This window comes from Luteimonas salinisoli (assembly GCF_013425525.1).
GTDB classification, from domain to species: Bacteria; Pseudomonadota; Gammaproteobacteria; order Xanthomonadales; family Xanthomonadaceae; genus Luteimonas; species Luteimonas salinisoli.
On sequence record NZ_JACCKA010000046.1, the window covers coordinates 1 to 23018 of the forward strand.

General features: G+C 70.3%; 23 protein-coding genes. 4 read left to right on the plus strand and 19 right to left on the minus strand.

Translation table 11 applies throughout. The features are described from left to right. Nucleotides 1–604: 604 nt before the first annotated feature. The 4 genes from H0E84_RS06410 to H0E84_RS06425 all read right to left on the minus strand — a co-directional run bounded on the left by H0E84_RS06410 (nt 605) and on the right by H0E84_RS06425 (nt 5901). Complete coding sequence (locus H0E84_RS06410) at nt 605–1246, minus strand: methylthioribulose 1-phosphate dehydratase (protein WP_180677811.1); 642 nt, start codon at nt 1244–1246, stop codon at nt 605–607. A 195-nt stretch (nt 1247–1441) separates the two neighbouring features. Then, entirely contained in the window at nt 1442–2800 is a 1359-nt protein-coding gene (locus H0E84_RS06415) for a sodium-dependent transporter (protein WP_180677812.1), read from the minus strand. 37 nt (nt 2801–2837) lie between these two features. Beyond that, nucleotides 2838–4340, minus strand: a complete 1503-nt coding sequence (gene nhaC / locus H0E84_RS06420) for a Na+/H+ antiporter NhaC (RefSeq protein WP_180677813.1) — start codon at nt 4338–4340, stop codon at nt 2838–2840. A 10-nt stretch (nt 4341–4350) separates the two neighbouring features. Next, nucleotides 4351–5901: an alanine/glycine:cation symporter family protein gene (locus H0E84_RS06425; protein WP_180677814.1), complete on the minus strand. Its 1551-nt coding sequence runs from the start codon at nt 5899–5901 to the stop codon at nt 4351–4353. A 224-nt stretch (nt 5902–6125) separates the two neighbouring features. Here H0E84_RS06425 and H0E84_RS06430 point away from each other — a divergent pair, with 224 nt between their 5' ends. After that, on the plus strand, nt 6126–6713 hold the full coding sequence (locus H0E84_RS06430) for an NUDIX hydrolase (RefSeq protein ID WP_180677815.1): 588 nt from the start codon (nt 6126–6128) through the stop codon (nt 6711–6713). 39 nt (nt 6714–6752) lie between these two features. Here the strand turns inward: H0E84_RS06430 and H0E84_RS06435 are convergent, their stop codons facing one another. From H0E84_RS06435 to H0E84_RS06480, 10 genes are all read right to left on the minus strand, one after another. Next, nucleotides 6753–7538 carry an HvfC family RiPP maturation protein gene (locus H0E84_RS06435; RefSeq protein WP_180677816.1) on the minus strand — a complete coding sequence of 262 codons (786 nt, stop codon included), beginning with the start codon at nt 7536–7538 and terminating at the stop codon, nt 6753–6755. Continuing rightward, nucleotides 7531–8382: an HvfB family MNIO-type RiPP peptide maturase gene (locus tag H0E84_RS06440; protein WP_257644103.1), complete on the minus strand. Its 852-nt coding sequence runs from the start codon at nt 8380–8382 to the stop codon at nt 7531–7533. The genes H0E84_RS06435 and H0E84_RS06440 overlap by 8 nt, the downstream gene beginning before the upstream one ends. A 55-nt stretch (nt 8383–8437) precedes the next feature. Further along, complete coding sequence (locus H0E84_RS06445; protein WP_180677818.1) at nt 8438–8827, minus strand: EF-hand domain-containing protein; 390 nt, start codon at nt 8825–8827, stop codon at nt 8438–8440. A 274-nt stretch (nt 8828–9101) separates the two neighbouring features. Further along, nucleotides 9102–9803 (minus strand): phosphate signaling complex protein PhoU, encoded by a 702-nt coding sequence (gene phoU / locus H0E84_RS06450; RefSeq protein WP_180677819.1) that lies wholly within the window; start codon nt 9801–9803, stop codon nt 9102–9104. A 136-nt stretch (nt 9804–9939) separates the two neighbouring features. After that, entirely contained in the window at nt 9940–10758 is an 819-nt protein-coding gene (gene pstB, locus H0E84_RS06455) for a phosphate ABC transporter ATP-binding protein PstB (protein WP_180677846.1), read from the minus strand. A gap of 115 nt (nt 10759–10873) precedes the next feature. Continuing rightward, nucleotides 10874–11728, minus strand: a complete 855-nt coding sequence (gene pstA, locus H0E84_RS06460) for a phosphate ABC transporter permease PstA (RefSeq protein WP_180677820.1) — start codon at nt 11726–11728, stop codon at nt 10874–10876. Beyond that, entirely contained in the window at nt 11725–12699 is a 975-nt protein-coding gene (pstC, locus tag H0E84_RS06465) for a phosphate ABC transporter permease subunit PstC (RefSeq protein WP_180677821.1), read from the minus strand. Before pstC ends, pstA begins: the two co-directional genes overlap by 4 nt. Nucleotides 12700–12780: 81 nt before the next feature. Next, nucleotides 12781–13878 (minus strand): phosphate ABC transporter substrate-binding protein PstS, encoded by a 1098-nt coding sequence (gene pstS, locus H0E84_RS06470; protein WP_180677822.1) that lies wholly within the window; start codon nt 13876–13878, stop codon nt 12781–12783. 306 nt (nt 13879–14184) lie between these two features. Then, nucleotides 14185–14811, minus strand: coding sequence for a TetR/AcrR family transcriptional regulator (locus H0E84_RS06475; RefSeq protein ID WP_180677823.1), 627 nt, complete (start codon nt 14809–14811; stop codon nt 14185–14187). A 20-nt stretch (nt 14812–14831) separates the two neighbouring features. Further along, nucleotides 14832–15089 carry an acyl-CoA-binding protein gene (locus tag H0E84_RS06480; protein ID WP_180677824.1) on the minus strand — a complete coding sequence of 86 codons (258 nt, stop codon included), beginning with the start codon at nt 15087–15089 and terminating at the stop codon, nt 14832–14834. Nucleotides 15090–15323: 234 nt separating this feature from the next. On the opposite strand from H0E84_RS06480, the gene H0E84_RS06485 reads away from it, so the two are divergent. After that, nucleotides 15324–17312 carry an SDR family oxidoreductase gene (locus H0E84_RS06485; RefSeq protein ID WP_180677825.1) on the plus strand — a complete coding sequence of 663 codons (1989 nt, stop codon included), beginning with the start codon at nt 15324–15326 and terminating at the stop codon, nt 17310–17312. Nucleotides 17313–17361: 49 nt separating this feature from the next. Here H0E84_RS06485 and H0E84_RS06490 read toward each other — a convergent pair whose 3' ends face one another. The 3 genes from H0E84_RS06490 to H0E84_RS06500 form a co-directional block, all read right to left on the minus strand. Further along, nucleotides 17362–18342, minus strand: coding sequence for a restriction endonuclease (locus H0E84_RS06490; protein ID WP_180677826.1), 981 nt, complete (start codon nt 18340–18342; stop codon nt 17362–17364). A gap of 175 nt (nt 18343–18517) precedes the next feature. Next, entirely contained in the window at nt 18518–19075 is a 558-nt protein-coding gene (locus H0E84_RS06495; RefSeq protein ID WP_180677827.1) for a phasin family protein, read from the minus strand. A gap of 59 nt (nt 19076–19134) precedes the next feature. Continuing rightward, nucleotides 19135–20403 (minus strand): patatin-like phospholipase family protein, encoded by a 1269-nt coding sequence (locus H0E84_RS06500; RefSeq protein ID WP_180677828.1) that lies wholly within the window; start codon nt 20401–20403, stop codon nt 19135–19137. Between the two features lie 84 nt (nt 20404–20487). On the opposite strand from H0E84_RS06500, the gene H0E84_RS06505 reads away from it, so the two are divergent. Then, entirely contained in the window at nt 20488–21207 is a 720-nt protein-coding gene (locus tag H0E84_RS06505) for a DUF8198 family protein (protein ID WP_180677829.1), read from the plus strand. 7 nt (nt 21208–21214) lie between these two features. On the opposite strand, the gene H0E84_RS06510 is transcribed toward H0E84_RS06505, so the two are convergent. After that, nucleotides 21215–21493: a polyhydroxyalkanoic acid system family protein gene (locus H0E84_RS06510; RefSeq protein WP_180677830.1), complete on the minus strand. Its 279-nt coding sequence runs from the start codon at nt 21491–21493 to the stop codon at nt 21215–21217. An 84-nt stretch (nt 21494–21577) separates the two neighbouring features. On the opposite strand from H0E84_RS06510, the gene H0E84_RS06515 reads away from it, so the two are divergent. Beyond that, nucleotides 21578–22381, plus strand: coding sequence for an FHA domain-containing protein (locus tag H0E84_RS06515; RefSeq protein ID WP_180677831.1), 804 nt, complete (start codon nt 21578–21580; stop codon nt 22379–22381). On the opposite strand, the gene msrQ is transcribed toward H0E84_RS06515, so the two are convergent. Continuing rightward, complete coding sequence (gene msrQ, locus H0E84_RS06520; protein ID WP_180677832.1) at nt 22366–22998, minus strand: protein-methionine-sulfoxide reductase heme-binding subunit MsrQ; 633 nt, start codon at nt 22996–22998, stop codon at nt 22366–22368. The two genes, H0E84_RS06515 and msrQ, sit on opposite strands and share 16 nt — an antisense overlap. Nucleotides 22999–23018 lie beyond the last annotated feature (20 nt).

Genomic DNA, 23018 nt, shown 5'->3' on the forward strand with positions numbered 1-23018 from the left:
CCCTGTGCAGCTCTCCGCAACACCCCCGGCGCGACTCCCGCTGAGACGTTGGTCGGCTTCGGAGGGAGTGGCTACCGAGCATCCGAAAGCGAATGACCGGTGCGGCGCCCGGGCCGGCCCGCACAGTGTCACGGGTCTGCGGCGGCGAGTCGGCCATGGCTCCGGAGCCTGTGCAGCCGAGCAAGCTCGGCTCTACGGGGGGCTTCGATGCCCGCGTCGCCGGCCTGGTCCAGCTTTGGTAGAGCGGAGCTTGCTCCGCTGCTCTCGGCTCCGGAGCCTGCGCAGCCGAGCAAGCTCGGATCTACCGGCTCCGGAGCCTGTGCAGCCGAGCAAGCTCGGCTCTACGGGGGCTTCGATGCCCGCGTCGCCGGCCTGCTCCAGCTTTGGTAGAGCGGAGCTTGCTCCGCTGCTCTCGGCTCCGGAGCCTGCGCAGCCGAGCAAGCTCGGCTCTACGGGGGCTTCGGTGCCCGCGTCGCGGGTCTGGTCCAGCTTTGTTCGACCTGCGAAGCGAAGCGCAGCCAGGGTCGATCTCGCGGGGTGGGAGCCGCGTCGGGGGTCTTCGCGTGGCGCGGCTTGCCGACCAACCGCAAGCGCGGTCCGGCCGCTAGCGCGACCCCGTCAGCCTGGCCAGCTCCAGCTCGCAACCGAGCAGGAAGTCGAACGCTTCCAGGTGGCGGCGCGCCTCGGCCATGTCGCGGCCCCATGCGTACAGGCCGTGGCCGTCGATCAGATAGCCCCAGAGCGGGCCCCGGTCGAGCAGCGCATCGACCTGCGCCGCCAGGGTCGGCATGTGCTGGCTGTTGGGCAGCACCGGCACGTTGACCGCGGCCTCGTGGGTGGTGTTGCCGGCGAAGGCCTTGAGCAGCTCGTAGCCCTCCAGGCGCACGTGGCCGGCGCCGGCGAACAACCGCGAGGCGACGGTCTGGTGCTGCGAGTGCGTGTGCAGGATGCAGCCGATGTCCGCGGAGCGCCGGTACAGCTGCGTGTGCAGCAGGGTCTCGGCCGACGGGCGGTGGTCGCTGCCCACGGCCGCGCCGTCGAGGTCGACGACCATGATGTCCGCTTCGCGCAGGCGCCCCTTGTCGCGTCCCGACACCGTGATCGCGGCGTGGCGCTCGTCGATGCGCTGCGAGAAGTTGCTGCTGGTGGCGGGGGTCCAGCCGCGCGCGGCGAGTTCGCGCACGTTGACGATGAGTTCCCCGGCCAGCTCGCAGAGGCGGTGGGAATCGTAGGGCTGGGCGCTCATGGGGAGAAGTCTAGCTTGAAAGCGGTGATTGGTGATTCGTGATTCGCAAGGGCGAAGGCGGGCGCTCGCGATCCTGGCGCAAGCCGGAATCGAACTGGCTTGCGAAAAGCGAGATGGATTCAGCATGCCCCGGAACGAGGTCCATCGGGTCCACGTTCTTGCGAATCACCAATCACCAATCACCAATCACGGCCTTCAAACCACCGCCCGCACCAGCACGATCAGCACCAGAGCGGGCGCGACCACGCGCATCAGCCAGCGCCATGCCGTGAACAGGGCTTCGGGCATGTCGGACAACTGCTCGCGCAGGATGGTGCGGTTGAGCGCCCAGCCGGCGAACAGCGCAATCAACAGGCCGCCCAGCGGCAGCATCAGGTCGTTGGCGATGAACTCGATGAAGGACATGATGTCGCGGTTCAGGATCCGCACGCCCGACCACAGGTTCAGCGACAGCACCGAGAGCAGGCCGAGCAGCCAGGACAGGCCGGCGATGGTCAGCGCGGCGCGCTTGCGGTGGCCGATGCCGAACTTCTCGACCAGGAACGCCGTGGCCGGCTCCAGCAGCGAGATCGACGAGGTCCAGGCCGCGACCGAGAGCAGGCCGAAGAAGAGCAGCCCGTAGACGATTCCGAACGGCATGGACTCGAACGCGAGCGGCAGCGAGGTGAAGATCAGCCCCGGGCCGCCCCCCGCCGGGTCGAGCCCGAACGACAGCACCACCGGGAAGATCGCCAGCCCCGCCAGCAGCGCCACCGAGGTGTCGGTCAGCGCGACCGCGATGCCCACCCGTCCGATCGACACGCCCTCGCGCGGCAGGTACGCGCCATAGGTCATCATCGTGCACATGCCCAGGCTGAGGGTGAAGAACGCCTGGCCCATCGCGCTGAGGAAGGTGCCGCCGGTGATCACCGACCAGTCCGGGCGGAACAGGAATGCCGCCGCCTGGCCCATGAAGCCCGTGGTCATGCCGTAGACCACCAGCATCAGCAGCAGCACGAACAATGCCGGCATCAGGAATCGGACCGCGCGCTCCAGGCCCTTCTCCACGCCCAGCGCCACCACCGCCACGGTGAGCAGCATGAACAGCGCGTGCCAGAAAGTCAGCTCGAGCGGGTCGGACAGCAGCGCGGAGAAGGTGGCGCCGGGGTCGGTGATGGCGGCGCCGCCGACCAGCTGCTTCAGGTAGAGAAAGGTGTAGTGCAGCGTCCAGCCCGCGACCACGCTGTAGAAGCTCAGGATCAGGATGCCGGCGACGATGCCGACCCAGCCGATGGCCACCCAGCCGCGGCTCGTGCCGCTGTCGCGCGCCAGGCCGCGCAGGGTATTGATCGGGCTGACCCGGCCGTGGCGGCCGATCAGGATCTCGGCCATCAGGATCGGCAGTCCCACCAGCAGGATGCAGCCCAGATAGACCAGCACGAAGGCGCCGCCGCCGTTGTCGGAGGTCATGTAGGGGAAGCGCCAGATGTTGCCCAGGCCCACCGCCGAGCCGGTCGCGGCGAGGATGAACATCAGGCGCGAGGACCACATGCCGTGGATCGAGGTCTTGTCCATAGGGAATCCGGAAGTGCTTGCGTGGATCGGGGATCGGTCAGTCGCGCGCGGGCGCGGCCTGGGCGGGTGCCGGGTCGGGTGTGGCGTCGGCCTGCGCCGGCAGTCTCAGGATCTTGAAGCCCGCATACGCCAGCACCAGCGCCACCAGTGGACTGGCCAGGTTGAAGAACGCATACGGCAGGTAGTCGAACGTGGCCACGCCCAGGGTGGCGGCCATGTACGCGCCGCAGGTGTTCCAGGGCACCAGCGGCGAGGTGATGGTGCCGGCGTCCTCTAGGGCGCGCGACAGGTTCACCGGCGCCAGGCCGCGGCGGCGGTATTCGGGCTGGAACAGGCGGCCGGTGAGCACGATCGCCATGTACTGGTCGGCGGCCACCGCGTTGGCGCCCATCGCCGTGGCCAGGGTGGCGGCGATCAGCGAGCCGGTCGATCTGGCGGCCTTGAGCACGCTGCGGATCATCCGCTCCAGCAGCCCGGTCTTTTCCATCACCGCGCCGAAGCCCATCGCGCAAATGATCAGCCATACGGTGTTGAGCATGCTGATCATGCCGCCGCGGCTGAGCAGTTCGTCGACCGCGGCGTTGCCGGTCTCCGCCTGGTAGCCGCCGAACAGCGCCGTCCACGCTCCCGAGAGCAGGGCCATCGGCCGCGACAGGTCGGCGTTGCCGGCCAGCGCGACCACCAGGTCCGGCTGGAACACGACCGCGAACACGGCGCCGAGCAGGGCCCCGATCAGAATGGTGGGGTAGGCCGGAAACCTCATCACCGCCAGCGCGAACACCGCCGCCATCGGGATCAGCAGGTGCCAGCCGAGATCGAACCGGGCGCCGAGCACCTGCGGCAGGTCGCCGAAGGCGGCGCCGTCGCCGGTGCCGCCGCTGCCGCCCAGGCCGATCAGCGAGAACAGCACCAGGGCGATGGCGATGCTGGGGCCGGTGGTCCAGATCATGTGGCGGATGTGGGCGAACAGCTCGCTGCCGGCCGCGGCCGGGGCGATGTTGGTGGTGTCCGACAGCGGCGACATCTTGTCGCCGAAGTAGGCGCCGGAGATGATCGCGCCGGCGGTGATCGGCAGCGACATGTCCAGCCCCTGGGCGACGCCGATCAGGGCGACGCCGAGAGTGCCGGCCACGGTCCACGAACTGCCGATCGCGATCGCGACGATGGCGCAGATCAGGCAGGCGGCGGGGTAGAAGTAGGCCGGATGCAGCAGCTGCATGCCGTACACGATCAGCGTCGGCACAGTTCCGCTGAGGATCCAGGTGCCGATCAGCGCGCCCACGGCCAGCAGGATGAAGATCGGTACCACAGCCACCGAGATGCCGTGCACCAGGGCGTCCTGGATCTCCTGCCAGCGCTGGCCGTTGCGGATGCCGACCAGGGCGGCGATGCCGGCGGCCAGCAGCAGCGCGATCTGGTTGGCGCCGTAGGACGCATCGTCGGCGTACAGGTACACCGCGGTGGCCAGCGCGGCGACCAGGAACAGCAGCGGCAACAGCGCCTGCGGCAGGGTGGGGTCGCGCGGCCCGGTCTTCGTCATCGAGGCGCGCTCAGGCAGCGGCCGGCGCGCGCCGGTAGTTGCGGATCTCGCCGCTGCGCACGCGCGCCAGGTAGTGCTCCACCTCGCGCCGCACCACCGGCGCCAGCAGGTAGACGCCGATCAAGTTGGGCACCGACATCACCAGGATCATTGCGTCGGAAAAGTCCATCACCACGCCGAGGTTGGCGGAGGCGCCGATCACGACGAACACGCAGAACAGCAGCTTGTAGGCCAGCGCCACGGGGCGGGACTCGCCGAACAGGTAGCAGGCCGCCTTCTCGCCGTAGTACGACCAGGCCAGCATGGTGGAGAAGGCGAACAGCAGTACCGACACCACCAGCAGGTACGGGAACCACGACAGCACCGAGGCGTAGGCCATCGAGGTCAATTGCACGCCGTCGCCGACGCCGTCGACCTGGTACATGCCGGTGATCACGATCACCAGCGCGGTCATGGTGCAGATCACCACCGTGTCGATGAACGGTTCCCACAGCGCCACCAGCCCTTCGGAGGCGGGCTCGTTGGTGCGCGAGGCCGAATGCGCGATCGCGGCCGAACCGACGCCCGCCTCATTGGAGAACGCGGCGCGGCGGAAGCCCTGGATCAGCACGCCGATGAAGCCGCCGTAGCCGGCTTCCGGGGTGAACGCGCCATCGAAGATCGCGCGGAACGCCGGGCCGATGTTGCCGATATCGGCAACGATGATGTACAGGCCGCAGGTGAAGTACAGCAACGCCATTATCGGCACCAGCTTGCCGGTCACGCGCGCGATCGACTTCAGCCCGCCGATGATCACCACCGCCACCAGGATCGCCATCACCACGCCGAACAGCCAGCCTTTGCCGGCCAGCCAGCTGTCGGCGCCGCCGCTGACCTGCAGCATCAGCTGGAAGCTCTGGTTGGACTGGAACATGTTGCCGGCGCCGAGCGAGCCGCCGATGCAGCAGATCGCGAAGACCACCGCCAGCACCTTGCCGAGCCCGGCCAGCGACGGGCGCTGTTCGGCGATGCCGCGGCTGAGGTAGTACATCGGCCCGCCCGAGACAGTGCCGTCGGCGTTGATGCGGCGGTACTTCACGCCCAGGGTGCACTCGGCGAACTTGGAGCTCATGCCGAGCAGGCCGGCCACGATCATCCAGAACGTCGCGCCCGGCCCGCCGATGCCGATCGCGATGGCCACGCCCGCGATGTTGCCCAGACCGACGGTGCCCGACAGCGCGGTGGCCAGCGCCTGGAAATGGGTCACCTCGCCCGGGTCGTCGCGGCGTGAGAAGTCGCCGCGGATCAGCCGGAAGCCCTGGGCGAAACCGCGCAGGTTGACGAAGCGGAAATACAGGGTGAAGGCGAGCGCCGCGATCAGCAGCCACAGCACCACGAAGGGCATGCTGGCGCCGAAGCCGATCGGAACCGGGTGGAACACCAGCCACGAGACGCCGTCGGCGACCGGCTTGAAGGCGTTGTTGATGGCTTCGTCGAGGCCGGACCCGGTGGCGGGGGCCGCCGATACAGCCGCGGGGGCCAGGGCCGCGAGCGCCGCGGCGGCGCGCCCTGCTGTCCTCATGCGCAGGCCCCGAAGGGCGCGGGAATGCGGGTCAGGGGCACCCGGCGACGGGCGGTCTGGCAGCGGCGGATGCGCACGTGGAGGTTCCCCTGGTCTGGCATGGCCGGTCGATGCGGCTGGCGTACCTTGCCAAAGCGCGCAGGGGATCACAAGCGGCGCTCGCGGCGGGCGTTCGGCGCGCGCTAGACTGCGGCCCTTCCCGGATGCGATTGCGGCACCGCAGCATGATTTCTGCTTCCCCTTTGCCGCCCCTGGCGGCGTCGTTCGCCGACTATGCCGCGCGCTGGCCAGGCGAGGCGGCGTGCGCGGAGCTGTTCATCGCCCTGGTCGGCGACCCCCAGGACCCCTTCGTGCGCGCGCGACTGGACGGGCACTTCACCGCCTCGTCGCTCGTGCTCAGCGGCGACGGCCGCCGCACGCTGCTGACCCACCACCGCAAGCTGGGGCTGTGGCTGCAGCCCGGCGGCCATGCCGACGGCGACCGCGACCTGGCGCGGGTCGCGCTGCGCGAGGCGGAGGAGGAAACCGGACTGCGCGGCCTGCGCCTGGAGGGTGGCATCCTCGATCTCGACCGTCACCGGATCCCGGAGCACCGCGGCGTTCCGGAACACTGGCACTACGATGTCCGCTATGTCGTCCGCGCCGGCGCCGACGAGCGGTTCCTGGTCAGCGACGAGTCGCACGCGCTGGCCTGGCGCGCGCTGGACGAGGTCGCCGACGATCCGGCGCTGGATCCGACGCTACGGCGCATGGCGCGCAAGTGGCTCGGTCTCGGCGGGACCACAGCAGCTGCCACGACGCCCGCGGCCTGAGCTGCGACGCGAGGGTCTCATCGTCGAGCGCCGTCCGGGCTAGGCAGGCCGGCGGACGCCGAGGAGGGTGCCTTCGTCGTGCAGGCGTTCGAGCATCGCCGCGCCTTCGGAGAGGAAGGGTTCGGCGTCGGGCGCGCCGGCCTCGGCGGCCAGTTGCCCCAGGCATTCGCTGCCGCTGTGCGCCTCGTTGCCGCCGAGGATTTCCAGCAGCCGGTAGACCAGCGGCGATAGCGCCGAGAAGCGCACCTCGCCGGCGGCGTCGCGGCGCACCAGCATCAGGGTCGGCGCTTCCGGCGGCTGCAGCGGGCGAAACTGCGGACCGATCCGGTGCACCGGCCAGCGGTAGGCGAGCGCCCAGGCCAGCGGCGAGACCACCGGGATGCCATCGAGCAATGCCGCGGGCGCGTCGTCGGCGGCAACCGGATCGTGCGGCGGCAGCTCGTCTGCAGCGATCTGCAGCCCCAGTTCCACCCATTCGTAGTGCGCCAACTCAGGCAGCCACGGTGGATCGCCCACGGCCTGCTCGGCGCGGCCTTCGAGAAAGCGGACGAACTCGCGTCCGATCTCGGTGAACAGCGGTGTGCGGCTGCGGTGCCTGGCGAAGAACTCGCGCACCAGCGCACGCCAGTCGTCCTCACCCAGGGTGCGGCGGATCACCGGGAAATTGCCGGAGAGCAGGCTGCGGATGTTGTTGTGGAACAGGTCGCGATAGACCGCCAGGCGGCGGTCCTCGATGTCCGGCGGCGGCGGGTGGCGCCCCGGGTCGCGCAGGTGCCGCGCCAGCGCGAACTGCTGCGCGCGCAGCGTCTCGAAGGGGTCAGGCATGTCCGGCGGCGCGCGCCTGTCCCGCACCGTCGCGCTGCAGGTCGCGGATGCGCTGCAGTTCCACCAGCAGTTCGGCGAACGGCGGGAAGTTGAAGTCGCGCTCGAGCAGCGTGGGGCGCAGGCCGTGCAGGCGATAGGCCTGGCGCAGCAGCTCCCAGACCTCGGGAATGACCGCCGCGCCGTGGGTGTCGACCTTGAGGTCCTCGGCCTCGTCGTAGTGCCCGGCGACGTGGTAGCTGGCGATCCGCGCCGTCGGCATCCGCGCCAGGAACTCGGCGGCGTCGTAGCCATGGTTGACCGCGTTGACTTGAATGTTGTTGACGTCCAGCAGCAGGTCGCAGTCGGCCTCCTCGAGCACGGCGAGGATGAAATCGGCCTCCGCCATCGCCTGGTAGGGCGCGGCGTAGTAGGAGACGTTCTCCACCGCGATGCGCCGGCCCAGCGCGTCCTGCACCCGGCGGATGCGCGCCGCGGCGTTCTTCACCGAAGCCTCGGTGAACGGCACCGGCATCAGGTCGTAGAGCTGGCCGTCGTCGGCGCAGCAGCTCAGGTGCTCGCTGTACAGCGCCACCCGGTGGCGATCGAGGAACTCGCGCAGGCGCCGCAGGAAGGTCTCGTCCAGCGGCTCGATCCCGCCCAGCGACAGCGACAGTCCGTGGCAGGTCAGAGGATGGCGGGCGGCCAGTGCCTCGAATGCGGCGCCCAGGCGTCCGCCCACGCCGATCCAGTTCTCCGGCGCGCACTCGAGGAAATCGAAGTCGTTGCGCGAGGCGGCCTGCAGCGCGGGCAGCAGGCCGCGCCGCAGGCCGAGTCCGGCGCTGGCGGGAGCGAGCGGGGCGGCCATCGGATTCAGCCGATGCGCCGCGCGCCCGGGTTTGCGGGGACGCGGCGCGGGTGCGTCAGACGGCGCCGCCGCACTGGCCTTCGCCGCACTTGCCTTCCATGTCGCCCTTGTCGCCATGGTGGGCGTCCTTCTCGGCGGCGTCGATGAAACCGTCGCCGTTGGCGTCGATCTCGGCGAACGTGTCGGCCTTGTCCGGATGCGCGGCCTGGAATTCGTCGCGCGAGACCCTGCCGTCGCCGTCGCTGTCGACGCGCTCCATGCCGCAGCGGCCTTCGTGCGCCTTGTCGCCGGCGGTAGTGGCGGCTTCCTGCGCGCCGAGCAGATAACCCTGTGCCAGCGGCGTCATGGCGAAAGCGGAGCCGGACAGCAGCAGGCCGCCGGCGAGCGCGGTGCCGATGGCGACGGCGGTGGGAGTCTTGTTGGGAGTCTTGTTGGAGCGGGACATCGCAATCTCCTGGGGAGCGCGGGCGTCGCCCGCGGGTGGACGGGAGTCTAGCGCCGTCGCGGCGACGGAGCGTTATCGGCGACTAACATGACGCCGCGCGTCGGCCGCCGCACCGATGCGGGCGCGGCGGCCGCTCCGACGACGGCGGCATGCGACCCCGCAGGCGCAAGAGTACGCGCGAAATCCGGCTTCCGGTGCGCCCGAAGCGCCCATCGATGCGGCTGCGGCTGTGCCGGAATCGAGATCCGGGGCCATGTTCAGCCGGCGTTTAGCGTCAGCTGACGGTATTGGTCTCGTCGCGCTTTTCGCGCGGCGGCAGGGCGTCGTCGCCGTGGACCAGGAACCAGATGTTTTCGGCGATGTTGGTGGCGTGGTCGCCGACGCGTTCCAGGTTCTTGGCCATGAACAGCAGATGCGTGCACGGCGTGATCGAGCGCGCATCCTCCATCATGTAGGTCAGCAACTCGCGGAACAGGCCGGTGTAGAGCGCATCGAGTTCGGCGTCGCGGTCGCGGACCCGCTGCGCCGCCTCGGCGTCGTTGCCGCGATAGGCCTCGAGCACGTCGCGGACCTGGCTCACTGCCAACCGGCCGAGCACGTTGAGGCCACGGGTGTGCGGCAGCGGCGGCGACTGGTTGAGGGCGGTGGAGCGCTTGGCGACGTTGGCGGCGTAGTCGCCGATGCGCTCGATGTCGGCCGAGACCCGCAGCGCGGCGAGGATCTCGCGCAGGTCGCGCGCCATCGGGCCGCGCAGCGCCAGTTTCATCACGTCGTGGCTGACCTCCTTCTCCAGCGCGTCGATCGCCTCGTCGTTGTCGATGATGCGCCCGGCGGCCTTGTCGTCGCGGCGCTCGACCACGTCCAGCGCGGCCTCCAGCTGCGAGGCCGCCATCTCGCCCATGCGCAGGATCTCGCCGAGCAGGCGCTGGCGCTCGTCGTCGTAGCTCTTGACGATGTGGTCGTGGGGTTGGGTCATGGTTGAGGGCCGGGAATGGGGAATCGGGAATCGGGAATGGAGAAGCGCGGAGCAACCGCGGTGGAACCGGACTCGGGAGCGGGAGCGCGTCTGCTTTGACGATTCCCGATTCTCGATTCCCGATTCCCGGGGCGCTTCATCCGAAGCGCCCCGTAATGTAGTCCTCGGTCTGCTGCTTCGACGGGTTGGAGAAGATCGTTTCGGTGGTGTCGTGCTCGATCATGTCGCCGAGGTACATGAAGGCGGTGTAGTCCGAGACCCGTGCGGCCTGCTGCATGTTGTGGGTGACGATGACGATGGTGTAGTCGCGCTTGAGCTCCTCGATCAGCTGCTCGATGCGGCTGGTGGAGATCGGATCGAGCGCCGAGGTCGGCTCGTCGAGCAGCAGCACTTCAGGCCGCAGGGCGATCGCCCGGGCGATGCACAGGCGCTGTTGCTGGCCGCCGGACAGGCCCAGCGCGCTCTGGCCCAGCTTGTCCTTGACCTCCTCCCACAGCGCGGCCTGCACCAGCGCCTGCTCCACGCGCTCGTTCATCTGCGCCTTCGACAGTTTCTCGTGGTGGCGGATGGCGTAGGCGACGTTCTCGTAGATCGTCATCGGGAACGGCACCGGCTTCTGGAACACCATGCCGACCTTGCTGCGCAGCCGGTTCATCGGGTATTTCGGCGCCAGGATGTTCTCGCCGTCCAGCAGTACCTCGCCGCGCGCCTCCTGCTTCGGGTAGAGCGCGTAGATCCGGTTGAACACGCGCAGCAGGGTGGACTTGCCGCACCCCGACGGCCCGATCAGCGCGGTCACGCGCTTCTCCGGCATGTCGAAGTTGATGTTCTTCACGGCATGGAAGTCGCCATAGTAGAAGTCGAGGCCGCGCGCGGAGAGTTTGGCCGGCGTCGGCGCTGCGGCGGCGGCGAAAGCTCGTTGCGGCTTGGCTGGGAGGGGGCGGGCGTCGTTCATGACCGGTGTCCGGGAAACGGGAGGTATGGAGATCTGCGCCGCGCCCGTCAGGCGCAGGCCGGCGGGTGCGAAGGCATCGGTGTCGCGATCGGCGATCGTTTCCATCGGCACGGTCTCAATCCTGGACGATGCGGTTGCGCATGACGATCGCGCGGGCCACCAGGCTCACCAGCAGCACGAACATCGTCAGGATGAAGGCGCCGGCCCAGGCCAGCGTATGCCAGTTCTCGTACGGGCTCATCGCGTACTGGAAGATCACCACCGGCACGTTGGCGATCGGCGCCAGCAGGTTGCTGCTCCAGTACTGGTTGTTGAGTGCGGTGAACAGCAGCGGCGCGGTCTCGCCGCTGATCCGCGCCAGCGCCAGCAGGATGCCGGTGACGATGCCGGGCAGCGAGGCGCGGTACAGCACCTGCACGGTCACCTTCCATTGCGGCACGCCCAGCGACAGCGCCGCCTCGCGCATCTGCGTGGGCACCAGCCGCAACATCTCGTCGGTGGTGCGCACCACCACCGGCAGCACGATGAAAGCCAGGGCGATGCCGCCGGCCAGCGCCGAGAAGTGGCCCATCTGCGCCACTACCATGGTGTAGACGAACAGTCCCAGCACGATCGACGGCGCCGAAAGCAGGATGTCGTTGACGAAGCGCACGGTCTCGCCGATCCAGCTCTTCTGCGAGTACTCGGCCAGGAAGGTGCCGGCCAGTACCCCGACCGGCGCGCCGAAGGCGACGCCCAGCAGGCTCAGCACGGCGCTGCCGAAGAAGGCGTTGAGCATGCCGCCGCTGGCACCGGGCGGCGGGGTCATCTCGGTGAACAGGGCGAGGTTGAGCGAGGCGATGCCCTTGCTCAGGGTGGTCCACATGATCCACACCAGCCAGAACAGGCCGAATGCCGTGGCCAGGATGGCCAGAAGCTGCGCGACCAGGTTCTTGATCCGGCGATTGCGGTAGAGGACGGCGGCGCTCACAGGTTGCCCTCCCGGCGGCTGAGCCGGCGCAGCATCAGCCGGGCGATGGCCAGCACCACGAAGGTGACCAGGAACAGCACGAAGCCGAGCGCGATCAGCGACGAGAGATACATCGGCGAGTCGGCTTCGGCGAATTCGTTGGCGATGGTGGCGGCGATCGAATTGCCCGGCTCCAGCAGCGACACCGTCAGGCGGTGGGCGTTGCCGAGCACGAAGGTCACCGCCATGGTCTCGCCGAGCGCACGGCCGAGCCCGAGGAACACGCCGCCGACCACCGCCGAGCGGGTGTAGGGCAGCACCACGTCCCAGACCACCTCGGTGGTGGTGGCGCCGAGCGCGTACGCCGACTCCTTGAGCCGGGTGGGCACGGTCAGGAACACCTCGCGCATCACCGAGGAGATGAACGGGATCACCATGATCGCCAGCACCAGGCCGGCGGTGCCCATGCCCAGGCCCAGCGGGGGGCCCGAGAACAGCGCACCGACCCCGGGGATCCCGCCCAGGTGCGCGTCGACCCATGGATAGACGTGCTGGCCGAGGAACGGCACCAGCACGAACAGGCCCCACATGCCGTAGATGATCGAAGGGATGCCGGCCAGCAGTTCGATCGCCGCGCCCACCGGGCCGCGCAGCCAGCGCGGCGCGATCTCGGTCAGGAACATGGCGATGCCGAAGCTGACCGGCACCGCGACGACCATCGCGATCAACGCCGTGACCAGGGTGCCGTAGATCGGCACCAGAGCACCGAAGTCCTGCAGCACCGGGTTCCACGCGTCGCGCCAGAGGAACGCGATGCCGAACTTGTCGAACGCCAGGCGCCCGCCCCACAACATCGACAGCGCCGCCGCGCCCAGCGACACCAGTACGAACACGCCGGCGGCGGTGACCAGCCAGCGGAAGCCGCGGTCGGCGCGACTGTCGGCGGCGTCGCTGCGCGAGGACGTGTCGATCGGGAGCGTGGTGGCGTTCATCGGCTCGCTGCTGGGCGGCGGGTGGTGGAATGCCGTGCCCGCGCCGTGGAGCGATCCCCGGCGCGGGCCGTCGGGTCGCGGTCAGCGCTGGATTTCGGCCGCCCAGTAGGCCTCGACCTGTTCGACCAGGGGCGCCGGCAGCGGCACGAAGTGCAGCTCGTCGGCCTGCGCTTGGCCGTTTTCCAGCGCCCACGCGAAGAAGTCCAGCGTCTGCTGCGAACGCTCCGGATTCTTCGGCTGCTTGTACATCAGGATGAAATTGGTGGCGGCGACCGGCCACGACTCCGCCCCGGGCGCGTTGGTGATGACCAGGCTGAAGTCCTGCGAGTTCGTCCAGTCGGCGCTCGCGGCAGCCGCCTGGAAGCTCGCGGCGCTCGGCCGCACCCACTGGCCGTCGGCGTTCTGCATCGAGGCGTAGGACATGCCGTTCTGGGTGGCGTAGGCCAGCTCGACGTAGCCGATCGATCCCTTGATCTGCTTGACGTAGGCGGCCACGCCCTCGTTGCCCTTGCCGCCGACGCCGGTCGGCCAGCTGACCGAGGTGCCTTCGCCGACCTCGTCCTGCCATTCCGGGCTGACCTTGGAGAGGTAGTTGACCCAGTTGAAGGTGGTGCCCGAGCCGTCGGAGCGGTGCACGACGTTGATCTTGCCCGCAGGCAGCCGGGCGTCCGGGTTGAGCGCGACGATGGCCGGATCGTTCCACGCGGTGACCTTGCCCAGATAGATGTCTGCGATCAGCGCGCCGGTCAGGCGCAGCTGGCCTGGTTCGATGCCTTCCAGGTTGACCACCGGCACGACGCCGCCGATCGCCGACGGGAACTGCGCCAGTCCGGCTTCGGACAGCTCCTGGGGATCGAGCGGCTTGTCGGACGAGCCGAAGTCGACGGTGCCGGCCTTGATCTGGGCGATGCCGCCGCCGGAGCCGATCGACTGGTAGTTGATGCGGGCGCCGGTGGCGCGCGAATAGTCGTCGGACCAGCGCGAGAGCAGCGGATAGATGAAGGTGGCGCCGGCGCCGGTGATCTGCACGTCGATGCGATCACCGGGCGCGGTGCCGGTCGCGTCCCCCGGCGTCGGGCCGACGGACGGGGCGCCGTCGCCACCGCCGCTGCAGGCAGCCAGGCCGAGCGCGAGGGAGACGGACAGGGCGAGGGCGACGAATGAGCGCTGGATCTGCATGGCGGGACTCCGGAGGAAGCGGCCGGCTGGCCTGTGGAATGCCGCCATAAAATGATGTTTTTGTTACACCGCGATGACAGGAACGGGCCGGTCTGGCGGCGGCCGCACGGTGGCGGGGTTTCGGGCGGGCGTGGAAACAAAAAAAGCGGGCCCGTGGGCCCGCACAAGGAGGGGAAAATCGACAGGGAGGAGAGAGACCCGACGAGCGCGACGCGCGCAGGCGCGCATCCGGCACCGCCATTGCACCGCGCGGGCATGTTCGGCGCGTGTCGGTGCGATGACGCCTGGATGACAGCGGCGGCGCGCTCAGCGGCGGTAGGCGCGAGTCAGGGTGTCCAGATGGACGCGCTCGGCGTCGCGCAGGAGCGGAGCGATCAACATCAGCACCTGGACGATGCCGTCGCGGATCGCCGCCTGCTCGTCCTTCTCGCCGCGCACCGCGGCGTAGTTCAGCCAGAACGTCGCCACAACCAGCAGGTTGGTGCTCACCGCATCCAGCTCGGCGGCCGAGCCGCGGATCACTCCGGCCTGCGCCAGGCCGCGCATCACCTCGCGCGCGCGCTGGTCGGCGCGGCGCAGGATCCGGGCGAAGCGCAACCGCAGCCGACGGTTGCGGCTGAGGATCTCCAGCAGGTCGCGATACAGGAAGCGGTAGTCCCAGATGCACTCGAACACCAGGTGCAGCTGCAGCCAGATGTCCTCCAGCCCGGGCAGGCGGTCCTCGGGGCCGGGCAGGGCGTCGTCCATGCGCTGTTCGAAGCGCGCGAACAGCTGCTCGATGATGTCGTCCTTGTTGCGGAAGTGGTAGTACAGATTGCCCGGGCTGATCTCCAGCTCATCGGCGATATGGTTTGTGGTCACCGTCGGCTCGCCCTGCGCGTTGAACATCGCGAGCGCGCAGTCGAGGATGCGCTGGCGGGTATCGCGCGCCATGGGCGGGTCCGGTGCCGGGCTCAGGCGGTCAGCTTGCCCACCAGTTCCACGTAGCGGCGCATGGCCTCGTCCTGCGGCGTGCCCTGCAGCTTCGCCCAGGCCTCGTACTTGGCGGTGCCGACGAAGTCGAAGAACCCGGGCTTGGGCCCGCTGACGTCGCCTTCGGACCCCTGCTTGTACAGCGCGTAGAGCCGCAGCAGGGTGTCGTTGTCGGGGCGCTCGGTCAGTCCCTTGACATCGATGGCGGCCTGCTCGAAGTCGCGCTTGAGGTCCGACATGCGTCTGCTCCTGGCGGGGTGCGCAGGTGATAGCACGGGGGCATGGGGCGGTCAACCGAGCCGAGCGCAGCGAAACGGCCTGGCCCGTTGCAGGTGCGCGTCGCTGGCGGGGCGCGTGCGCCGTGGTCGCGGGGCCCGGTGGGCGAGCCTCGCTAGGCAGCCCCGGCGCGGCTGGCTATGCTGGGCCTGGAGGCCTCGGGCCCGGCGTGGATGCAGATTCCTGGGAGGGAAGACATGAGCTACTTCGTCACCGGCGCGACCGGTTTCATCGGCCGTTTCCTGGTCGGCAACCTGCTGCGGCGCAAGGGCACGATCCACGTGCTGGTACGCAAGGACTCGCGTGCGAAGTTCGACGCGATCGCCGCGAAGATGGGCTGGGACCCGAAGCGGGTGATGCCGGTGGAGGGGGACATGACCCAGCCGCGATGCGGACTGGCCGCGGCGCAGGTGCGCGCGTTGAAGGGGAAGGTCAAGCATTTCTTCCACCTGGCCGCGATCTACGATCTCACCGCCGGCCTGGAGGCGCAGCAGGCCGCCAACGTCGACGGCACCCGCCATGCGCTCGATCTGGCCGCGGCGCTGGAGGCGGGCTGCTTCCACCACGCCAGCTCGATCGCCGCCGCGGGCCTGTACCCGGGCATCTTCCGCGAGGACATGTTCGACGAGGCGGAGGGACTGGACGATCCCTACCTGCGCACCAAGCACGAGTCCGAGCGGCTGGTGCGCGAGGAGACCCGGCTGAAGTGGCGGATCTACCGTCCCGGGATGGTGGTGGGGCATTCGCAGACCGGCGAGATCGACAAGATCGACGGCCCCTATTACTTCTTCACCCTGATCAAGAAGCTGCGCCAGACGCTGCCGCCGTGGATGCCGACCCTCGGCCTGGAAGGCGGGCGCATCAACCTGGTGCCGGTGGATTTCGTGGCCGACGCCATGGACCACATCGCCCACCGGCCGCGGTTGGACGGTCATACCTTCCATCTCACCGATCCCGAGCCGATGCGCGTGGGCGAGGTGCTCAACACCTTCTGCCGCGCCGGGCACGCGCCGGAGATGACCATGCGCATCGACGCGCGCATGTTCGCCTTCGTGCCTGGAAGCATCCGCACCGCGGTCGGCAACCTGCCGCCGGTGCGCCGCATGCTCGGCATGCTGCTGCGCGACTTCCGCATCCCGAAGGACGTACTGAAGTTCATCACCTATCCCACTCGCTTCGACAGCCGCGAGGCCGAGCGCGCCCTCAAGGGCAGCGGCATCGCCGTGCCGCGCCTGGATGACTACGCCTGGCGGCTCTGGGACTACTGGGAGCGCCACCTCGATCCCGACCTGTTCGTCGACCGGACCCTCAGGGGCAAGGTGCGCAACAAGGTGGTGGTGATCACCGGCGGCTCCTCCGGCATCGGGCTGTCGACCGCGCGGCGCGTGGCCGAGGCCGGTGCGGTGACGGTGATCGTCGCCCGCGGCAGGGAGGAGCTGTTCCGCGCGCGCGACGAGATGAAGGCCGCCGGCGGCAAGGTGCATGCCTACACCGCCGACCTGGCGGACCTGGCCGATTGCGACCGCCTGGTCGCCGAGATCCTCGAAGCGCACGGACACGTCGACGTCCTGATCAACAACGCCGGCCGCTCTATCCGGCGCTCGATCGAGCTCAGCTACGACCGCTTCCACGACTTCGAGCGCACCATGCAGCTCAACTACTTCGGCAGCCTGCGCCTGATCATGGGCTTCATGCCGTCGATGACCCGGCGCCGGAAGGGCCACATCATCAACGTCAGCTCGATCGGGGTGCTGGCCAACTCGCCGCGGTTCTCGGCCTACGTCGCGTCGAAGGCGGCGCTCGACGCCTTCAGCCGCTGCGCCCAGGGCGAGCTGTCCGGCAAGGGCATCAGCTTCACCACGGTCAACATGCCGCTGGTCAAGACGCCGATGATCGCGCCGACGAGGATGTACGAGAGCGTGCCCACCCTGACCCCGGAGGACGCGGCCGAGCTGATGGTCCGGGCGATCATCGAGCGTCCCAGCCGCATCACCACGCGGCTTGGCGTGTTCGCCGCGCTGATCAACGCCGTGGCTCCGAAGGCCTACGAGGTGATCATGAACACCGCCTTCGAGCTGTTCCCCGACTCGGCGGCAGCGCGCGGCGACAAGCCGTCGGCGAAGGAGCGGGCGCCGAGCCAGGAGCAGATCGCGTTCGCCGCGTTGATGCGCGGGGTGCACTGGTAGCCGGGCGGACAGTGCTGCCGGCTAGCCTGCGGGCGCGCCGGCGACCGGCTCAGTACGTCCGGCACTGCCTGAAGCGGACCGGGACCTCGCTGTCCGCCGGCGGGGTGAGCTGCACGCGCGAGGCCACCAGGTCCGGATGGCGTTCGATGAGCGGGCAGATGGCCGCCATCGCGTCGCTCTCGGTATCCAGGAGCACGACCTCCAGGGTGGATTGCGTCGCCCACACGGCGCGGTCGACCATCGGCAGGGTGGCGATGGCGTCGACCACGGTTTCGCGCTGCTGCGCCGCCGTCATCGCCGGGGCGTCAAGCGGCGGATCGGCGGAAGCCTCCCCGGGATGCGCGGTTGCGGCACCGGCGGCGGCGCCTTCGGTCGCGCCGGGAGCACGCGGCGCCGCAGGCGCCGCCGTCGTGGCCGGGAAGTCGGCGGGCGCAGGCCCGGCCGCCGGCAGCAGGAAGTAGAGCGCGATGCCGGCCAGCGCCGCCAGCAGCCACGCCAGCACGATACGCTGGCGGGCGCGCTGCGCGGCGGCGGCACGGATCCCCGCCAGTTGCTCCGGCCGGACCAGGTCGCGCAGCTCCGGCCACAGGGTGGCGCCGTCGAGCAGCTCGATGTTGTGCATCGCGGCGGTCTTGCGCGCTTCGTCCGAGATCCGCCCCTGGGTGAACAGGAACCCGCCGCTGGCGTTCGCCAGCCGCACGTCGTTGGCGAGCTCCTTCACCGTGGCGTTGCCGAGCACGAAGGCGCTGCCGTGCTTGCACGAGAGCAGCCAGCGCTGGCCGTCGCGCTCCAGGGTGTAGTCCTTGTCGCCGGCGGCGACCTCGTGGTCGAACACCCGATTGAAGCCGCGCCGCGCCAGCGCTTCGAGCACCAGGTGGATGAACTCGCGCCAGGAGGTGCCCGAGAGGGCGCTGATGCCGGATCCGGTCTCGTCGCGCTGCAGCAGCACCTGGCGGATGTACAGCGTGGCGCCGCCGCCGAGGAGGACCACGACCGCCGCGACGATCGCCCATTGCAGACCTGCACTCACGCCTTCCACCCCTGTCCTGGTTCCGGGGTCCGCGCAGGCGCGGACGGGCAGGAAGGATAGTCGGAATCGCCGACGGGGTTAAGCGCGCGCGCCGCCGCCGGACGCCCGCCGGTCCGGACCGGCGAGGAGTCGGGACGCGCGGAGACGCCCGTCCCGGCGGCGACGCGAGAGCGGATCAGCCGGCAACCGGCTTGCGGGCGCGGGGGGCGGCGGTGGCGCGCTTGGCCGTCTTGCGCGTGGCCTTCTTGGCGACCGGCCGGCTGGCGGCGACCTTGCGCGCCGCCGGGGTGCTCGACTGCCGGCGCAGTTCCGAGGTCAGGGTGTCGACACGCCGGGTCAGCTCGGTGAGGTCCTCGCGGTTGGGCACGCCCAGCCGCAGCAGCGCGCGCTGCACGCGGTCCTCGAACACCTTCTCCAGGCGGTCCCAGGTGTCGCTGGCGCGATGGCGCGCCTGGTCCACCCGGGATTCGACCGCGTCGCGGACCACGTCGGCCTGGCCGCCGGCGAACCTGCGCGCCTGTTCCTCGACGGTCTGGCCCTCGCGCACCAGGGCCTCGAACAGGCGGGTGCCCTCGGCCTGGGCGCGCCCGAAGGCGCCGACGCCGGCCAGCCAGATCTGCTGTGCGGATTCGCTGAGGCTGCGCGACAGGCGTTCGGCCTGCTCTCCCGCGCCGGCCGACGAGGTGCTGCGGCGCGCGCCGGTCTTCTTCGCGGTTTTCTTGAACTTGGCCATGGATGCCTCCGTTTGCGGCTAGGGTACGGGGCAGAGCATCACGGCGGCGTCTAGAGCATTCACACCACCGGCGGAGCCTTCCGCGGGCGCCGCGGACGGCGCGCGGCGACCAGGCGCTCGGTATCGTCGAGCGCGCGGCGCAGGCGTGCCGTGGTCTCGGTGCTGCGCGGCGGCGGCGCCTGCAGGCCGTCGACCAGACCGCGTTCCTCGTCGTCCAGCACCGCGGCGCGCAGCCGGATCCCGTGCGCGGCCAGCAGCGGCTCCAGTTCGCCGGCGCGGCGGCGCAGGTCGGACAGCGTGTTGCGGTAGGCCAGTTCGCAGATGCGCTGCCGCGAAGAGAAGCTGAAGGCGTTGGCGAAGAACAGCTCGCCGTCGGCTTCGCCAGGCTCGAACACCATCTGGTCCACGCCGGGGTACTGGCGCGCGTACCTCGCCAGCCCCACCTCCATGCGCGACTGCAGCAGGGTGCGGAAGGTCTGCGAGAGCACCGCGGGCAGCCCGCGATCGGCCAGGCGCCGGGGGCCCCGCCCGTCGGCGGCGCCACGTTCGGGAAGGCTGTTGTTGAACGGCACCAGCGGATTGATGCCGATCAGCAGGTCGACGCCGCGCTCCAGCAGCACCGAGGCATGCAGGGTGCGGCGCAGGGCGCCGTCGACGAAATGGCGGCCGCGGACCTCGACCGGGGGGTACAGCCCGGGCAGCGCCGCGCTGGCCTGCACCGCCACCGAGATCGGCACGTCGTCCCAGCCGTCGCCGCCGAACAGCACCGGCTCGCCGGTGTCCAGGTCCACGGCGACCACGTGGAGGCGGCCGTCGAGCCGGCGGAAGTCGTTGCTGCGTCCGCGCCGGGTCAGCACGCCGCGCAGGAAGCGCTCGAGGCCGCGGTTGTCGAACAGGCCCGTGGGCAGCATCCCGCCGATGCCGGGGCCCGAGGCGCGGCGCGGGCCATCCAGCCCGAGTCGGTGGCGCCACCAATGCAGGCTCAGTCGCGGCAGACCCGCGACGCGGCGCAGGTACTCCGGCAGCGCCGGGCGCATGAACATCTCGGGACGGAAGCGCACGTCGTCGCTGTCGCCGGTGATGAGGATCCGGCACAGCGCCGCGGTATCGATGCGGTTGGCCAGGCCGGCGGCGAGGAACGCGCCGCTGCTGATGCCGACGTAGCAGTCCAGGCCGGTGGGATCGAAGCCTTCCAGGGCCTCGTCGAGGGCGCGCAGGGCGCCGAGTTCGTACATGCCGCCGATCGGCCCGCCGCCGGCGACGGCCAGGCCGATGCGCGGCGGGCGGCGGCGGCGCGGCCGGCGCAGGGCGGGATGCAGTGAGAGCATGCGGTCGGACCCGGGAGGAGCGGGGCAGTGTAACCGCGCGGTGCGGGCTTGCCCCGGCGCCGCGCGCGCGCCGATCATGGCGCCATGTCGCGCCAACACGATGTCATCTTGCGGCTGTCGCGCCGGGTCGGCTGGCACCAGGCCCTGCACGATCCGGCCGTCGACCCGCGCAACGGACTGCGCTGGCTGCCGGAGCTGCGGCGCTGGCAGGCGCGGCGGCTGCAGCGCAGCTTCGCCCGGTTCCTCGACGACCCGCGGCGCCGGGCCGCGGCGCAATTCTTCCTGAGCGACGTCTACGGCGACCACGATTTCGCCCGCCGCGACGCCGACATCGTGCGGGTGATCCCGATGATGCAGAAGCTGCTGCCGGCGCGGCTGCTGGACACCATCGCCTCGGCGATCGAACTGGGCGCGCTGAGCCAGGCCCTGGACCTGCGCATGGCCGAAGCGCTGCAGCGGCTGGCGCCGCGCGGCCGGCGCCTGGGCCAGGACCTCTACGGCCGCGCCTACCGCGAAGTCGGGCTGCCGCGGCTGCGGGCGCACCAGATCGCGCTGATCGAGGAGGTCGGCACCGGCTTCGGCCGCGCCCTGAAACAGCGCGGCGTGGCCGCGCTGCTGGCGTTCTCGCGTGGCCCGGCGCGGCTGGCCGGGCTCAGCGAGCTGCAGGGATTCCTCGACCGCGGCTATGCGGCGTTCGAGCAGCTGGGCGACGTGGAGGGCTTTGTCGCCGAGATCGGCGAGGAGGAGCACCGCGCCATGCAGCGGTTGTTCGCAGGGCATCCGGCGCCGTTCGAGCCGGACTGAGCGCCGCTCAGGCCGCGAACTTCTCCTCCAGCACCCGTCGGATCTCCCCCTCGATCGGCCCATGCATCGCCGACAGCAGGAAGCCGAGCTTCGCGGTCACGTGCAGTTCGTCCGGGGCCAGGTCGATGCGGCCCTGCACCCCGGAGCGCTCGAATCCCAGGCTGTCGCCCTCCCAGGCGCATTCCAGGCCGAAGCGCTCGGAGAGCTTCTGCGCCACCTCGTCGATCCGCGCGCGCGCCTCGGGCATCGGCAGGGAGTGGGGGTGGTGGATGTCGATACCTGACATGGCGCGGCTCGCTGGTTGCGGGCGCCCATTCTGGCGTCCTTGCGGCCGCTGTCAAAGCGGGGCGGCGTGCTAGATTCCCGCCGGATGGAAGTCCTGAAGCTTCGATTCGCCTCGGCCGCCCGGCCCGACCTCCCGCTCGGCATCGGCATGTACGGCATCGGGCGCGCGCGCGCGCGCGGCGACCTGGACGTGGTGGCGCCCGGCCAGCCGGCGGTGGTGCGCTTCTGCGTCGACCGCCGTGGCGTCTGGCTGTCGGTGTCCGAAGGCGAGCGCGGCGTGCACGTCAACGGGCGCGAGATCCGCCGCCTGGCGATGCTGCGCATCGGCGATGCGATCTACGTCGACGGGATCGAGATGCGACTGGTCGGCGAGCGTCGCCGCGCCGCGGCTGCGCCGGCGGCGCGGGACGGGAGCCCCGACCCGCGGGTGGTGCTGCGCGGGATCGGCGGCCAGCACCACGGGCGCAGCTTCACCCTGGAGCACCCGCGCACCGTCGGGCGCGCGGCCGAGGCTGACATCCGCATCGACGATGCCGCATTCGCCGAGCGCCACGCGCGGCTGGAGATCGGCGAAGGCGGCGTGCTCCTGCGCGACCTCGGCTCCGACGAGGGCAGCCTGGTCAACGGCGAGGCGGTCCGCGACGCGCTGCTGCTACCCGGCGACCAGGTGGTGTTCGATTCGCACCATCGCTTCGTGGTGGAGGCGCCGGTGCGCGCCTTCGCCGGGCAGGAGCCGATCGCCGAGGCGGTCGCGCGCGAGGACTCGGCCGGGCCCGCCCCGACGCCGGCCGCGGCGTCGCGACGCGGCTGGCGCCTTCCCTGGCTGCTGCTGGCGGCGCTGGGGCTGGCGGCGCTGCTCAGCCTGCTGCTGCTCTACGGCAGCGGCTGAACCGCCGTCCGGCGCAGCCTGCGCCACAGCCGCCAGCCGAGCAGCAGCGCCAGGATCGATGCGTACAGCAGCGGCTCGCGGATGTCCGATTTCACGATCCACCAGAAGTGCAGCACCGCCAGCACGGCGATGGCGTACACCAGCCTGTGCAGACGGCCCCAGTTGCGCCCGAGCCGCCGCATCCAGCCGCGGGTCGAGGTGATCGCCAGCGGCAGCAGCAACAGCCAGGCGGCGAAGCCGACGGTGATGTAGGGCCGCTTGACGATCTCCTCGAACAGCATCGTCCAGTACCCGCCCAGGTCCAGCACCAGCCAGGCGGAGAAATGCAGGCTGGCATAGGCGAACGCGTACAGCCCAAGCATGCGGCGGAAGCGGATCAGCAGCGGCTGGCCGGTGATCTGCCGCAGCGGCGTGACCGCCAGGGCGACGAGCAGCAGGCGCAGCGCCCAGATGCCGAGCCGGTGCTCGATCTCGGCCACCGGATCCGCGCCGAGCGCATCGATGTCGGCCTCGCCGAACACCTGCCAGAACTGCCAGGAGAGGATCGCGAGCGGCGTCAGCGCGAGGGCATGGACGGCGGTCTTGGCGAGGACGAGCGAGGATTTGGGTGGGACCATGGGCCGGCCGGGGAGCCGTC

Coding starts and splice junctions, on each gene's coding strand:
- H0E84_RS06485 (WP_180677825.1), top strand. CDS start 15,324: ATGAGCTACTTCGTCACCGGCGCGACCGGTTTCATCGGCCGTTTCCTG.
- pstB (WP_180677846.1), bottom strand. CDS start 10,758: ATGAACGACGCCCGCCCCCTCCCAGCCAAGCCGCAACGAGCTTTCGCC.
- nhaC (WP_180677813.1), bottom strand. CDS start 4,340: ATGACGAAGACCGGGCCGCGCGACCCCACCCTGCCGCAGGCGCTGTTG.
- H0E84_RS06435 (WP_180677816.1), bottom strand. CDS start 7,538: ATGCCTGACCCCTTCGAGACGCTGCGCGCGCAGCAGTTCGCGCTGGCG.
- H0E84_RS06495 (WP_180677827.1), bottom strand. CDS start 19,075: ATGGCCAAGTTCAAGAAAACCGCGAAGAAGACCGGCGCGCGCCGCAGC.
- H0E84_RS06430 (WP_180677815.1), top strand. CDS start 6,126: ATGATTTCTGCTTCCCCTTTGCCGCCCCTGGCGGCGTCGTTCGCCGAC.
- H0E84_RS06500 (WP_180677828.1), bottom strand. CDS start 20,403: ATGCTCTCACTGCATCCCGCCCTGCGCCGGCCGCGCCGCCGCCGCCCG.
- H0E84_RS06475 (WP_180677823.1), bottom strand. CDS start 14,811: ATGGCGCGCGATACCCGCCAGCGCATCCTCGACTGCGCGCTCGCGATG.
- H0E84_RS06510 (WP_180677830.1), bottom strand. CDS start 21,493: ATGTCAGGTATCGACATCCACCACCCCCACTCCCTGCCGATGCCCGAG.
- H0E84_RS06480 (WP_180677824.1), bottom strand. CDS start 15,089: ATGTCGGACCTCAAGCGCGACTTCGAGCAGGCCGCCATCGATGTCAAG.
- H0E84_RS06505 (WP_180677829.1), top strand. CDS start 20,488: ATGTCGCGCCAACACGATGTCATCTTGCGGCTGTCGCGCCGGGTCGGC.
- H0E84_RS06515 (WP_180677831.1), top strand. CDS start 21,578: ATGGAAGTCCTGAAGCTTCGATTCGCCTCGGCCGCCCGGCCCGACCTC.
- phoU (WP_180677819.1), bottom strand. CDS start 9,803: ATGACCCAACCCCACGACCACATCGTCAAGAGCTACGACGACGAGCGC.
- H0E84_RS06425 (WP_180677814.1), bottom strand. CDS start 5,901: ATGAGGACAGCAGGGCGCGCCGCCGCGGCGCTCGCGGCCCTGGCCCCC.
- msrQ (WP_180677832.1), bottom strand. CDS start 22,998: ATGGTCCCACCCAAATCCTCGCTCGTCCTCGCCAAGACCGCCGTCCAT.
- H0E84_RS06445 (WP_180677818.1), bottom strand. CDS start 8,827: ATGTCCCGCTCCAACAAGACTCCCAACAAGACTCCCACCGCCGTCGCC.
- H0E84_RS06440 (WP_257644103.1), bottom strand. CDS start 8,382: ATGGCCGCCCCGCTCGCTCCCGCCAGCGCCGGACTCGGCCTGCGGCGC.
- pstC (WP_180677821.1), bottom strand. CDS start 12,699: ATGAACGCCACCACGCTCCCGATCGACACGTCCTCGCGCAGCGACGCC.
- pstS (WP_180677822.1), bottom strand. CDS start 13,878: ATGCAGATCCAGCGCTCATTCGTCGCCCTCGCCCTGTCCGTCTCCCTC.
- H0E84_RS06410 (WP_180677811.1), bottom strand. CDS start 1,246: ATGAGCGCCCAGCCCTACGATTCCCACCGCCTCTGCGAGCTGGCCGGG.
- H0E84_RS06415 (WP_180677812.1), bottom strand. CDS start 2,800: ATGGACAAGACCTCGATCCACGGCATGTGGTCCTCGCGCCTGATGTTC.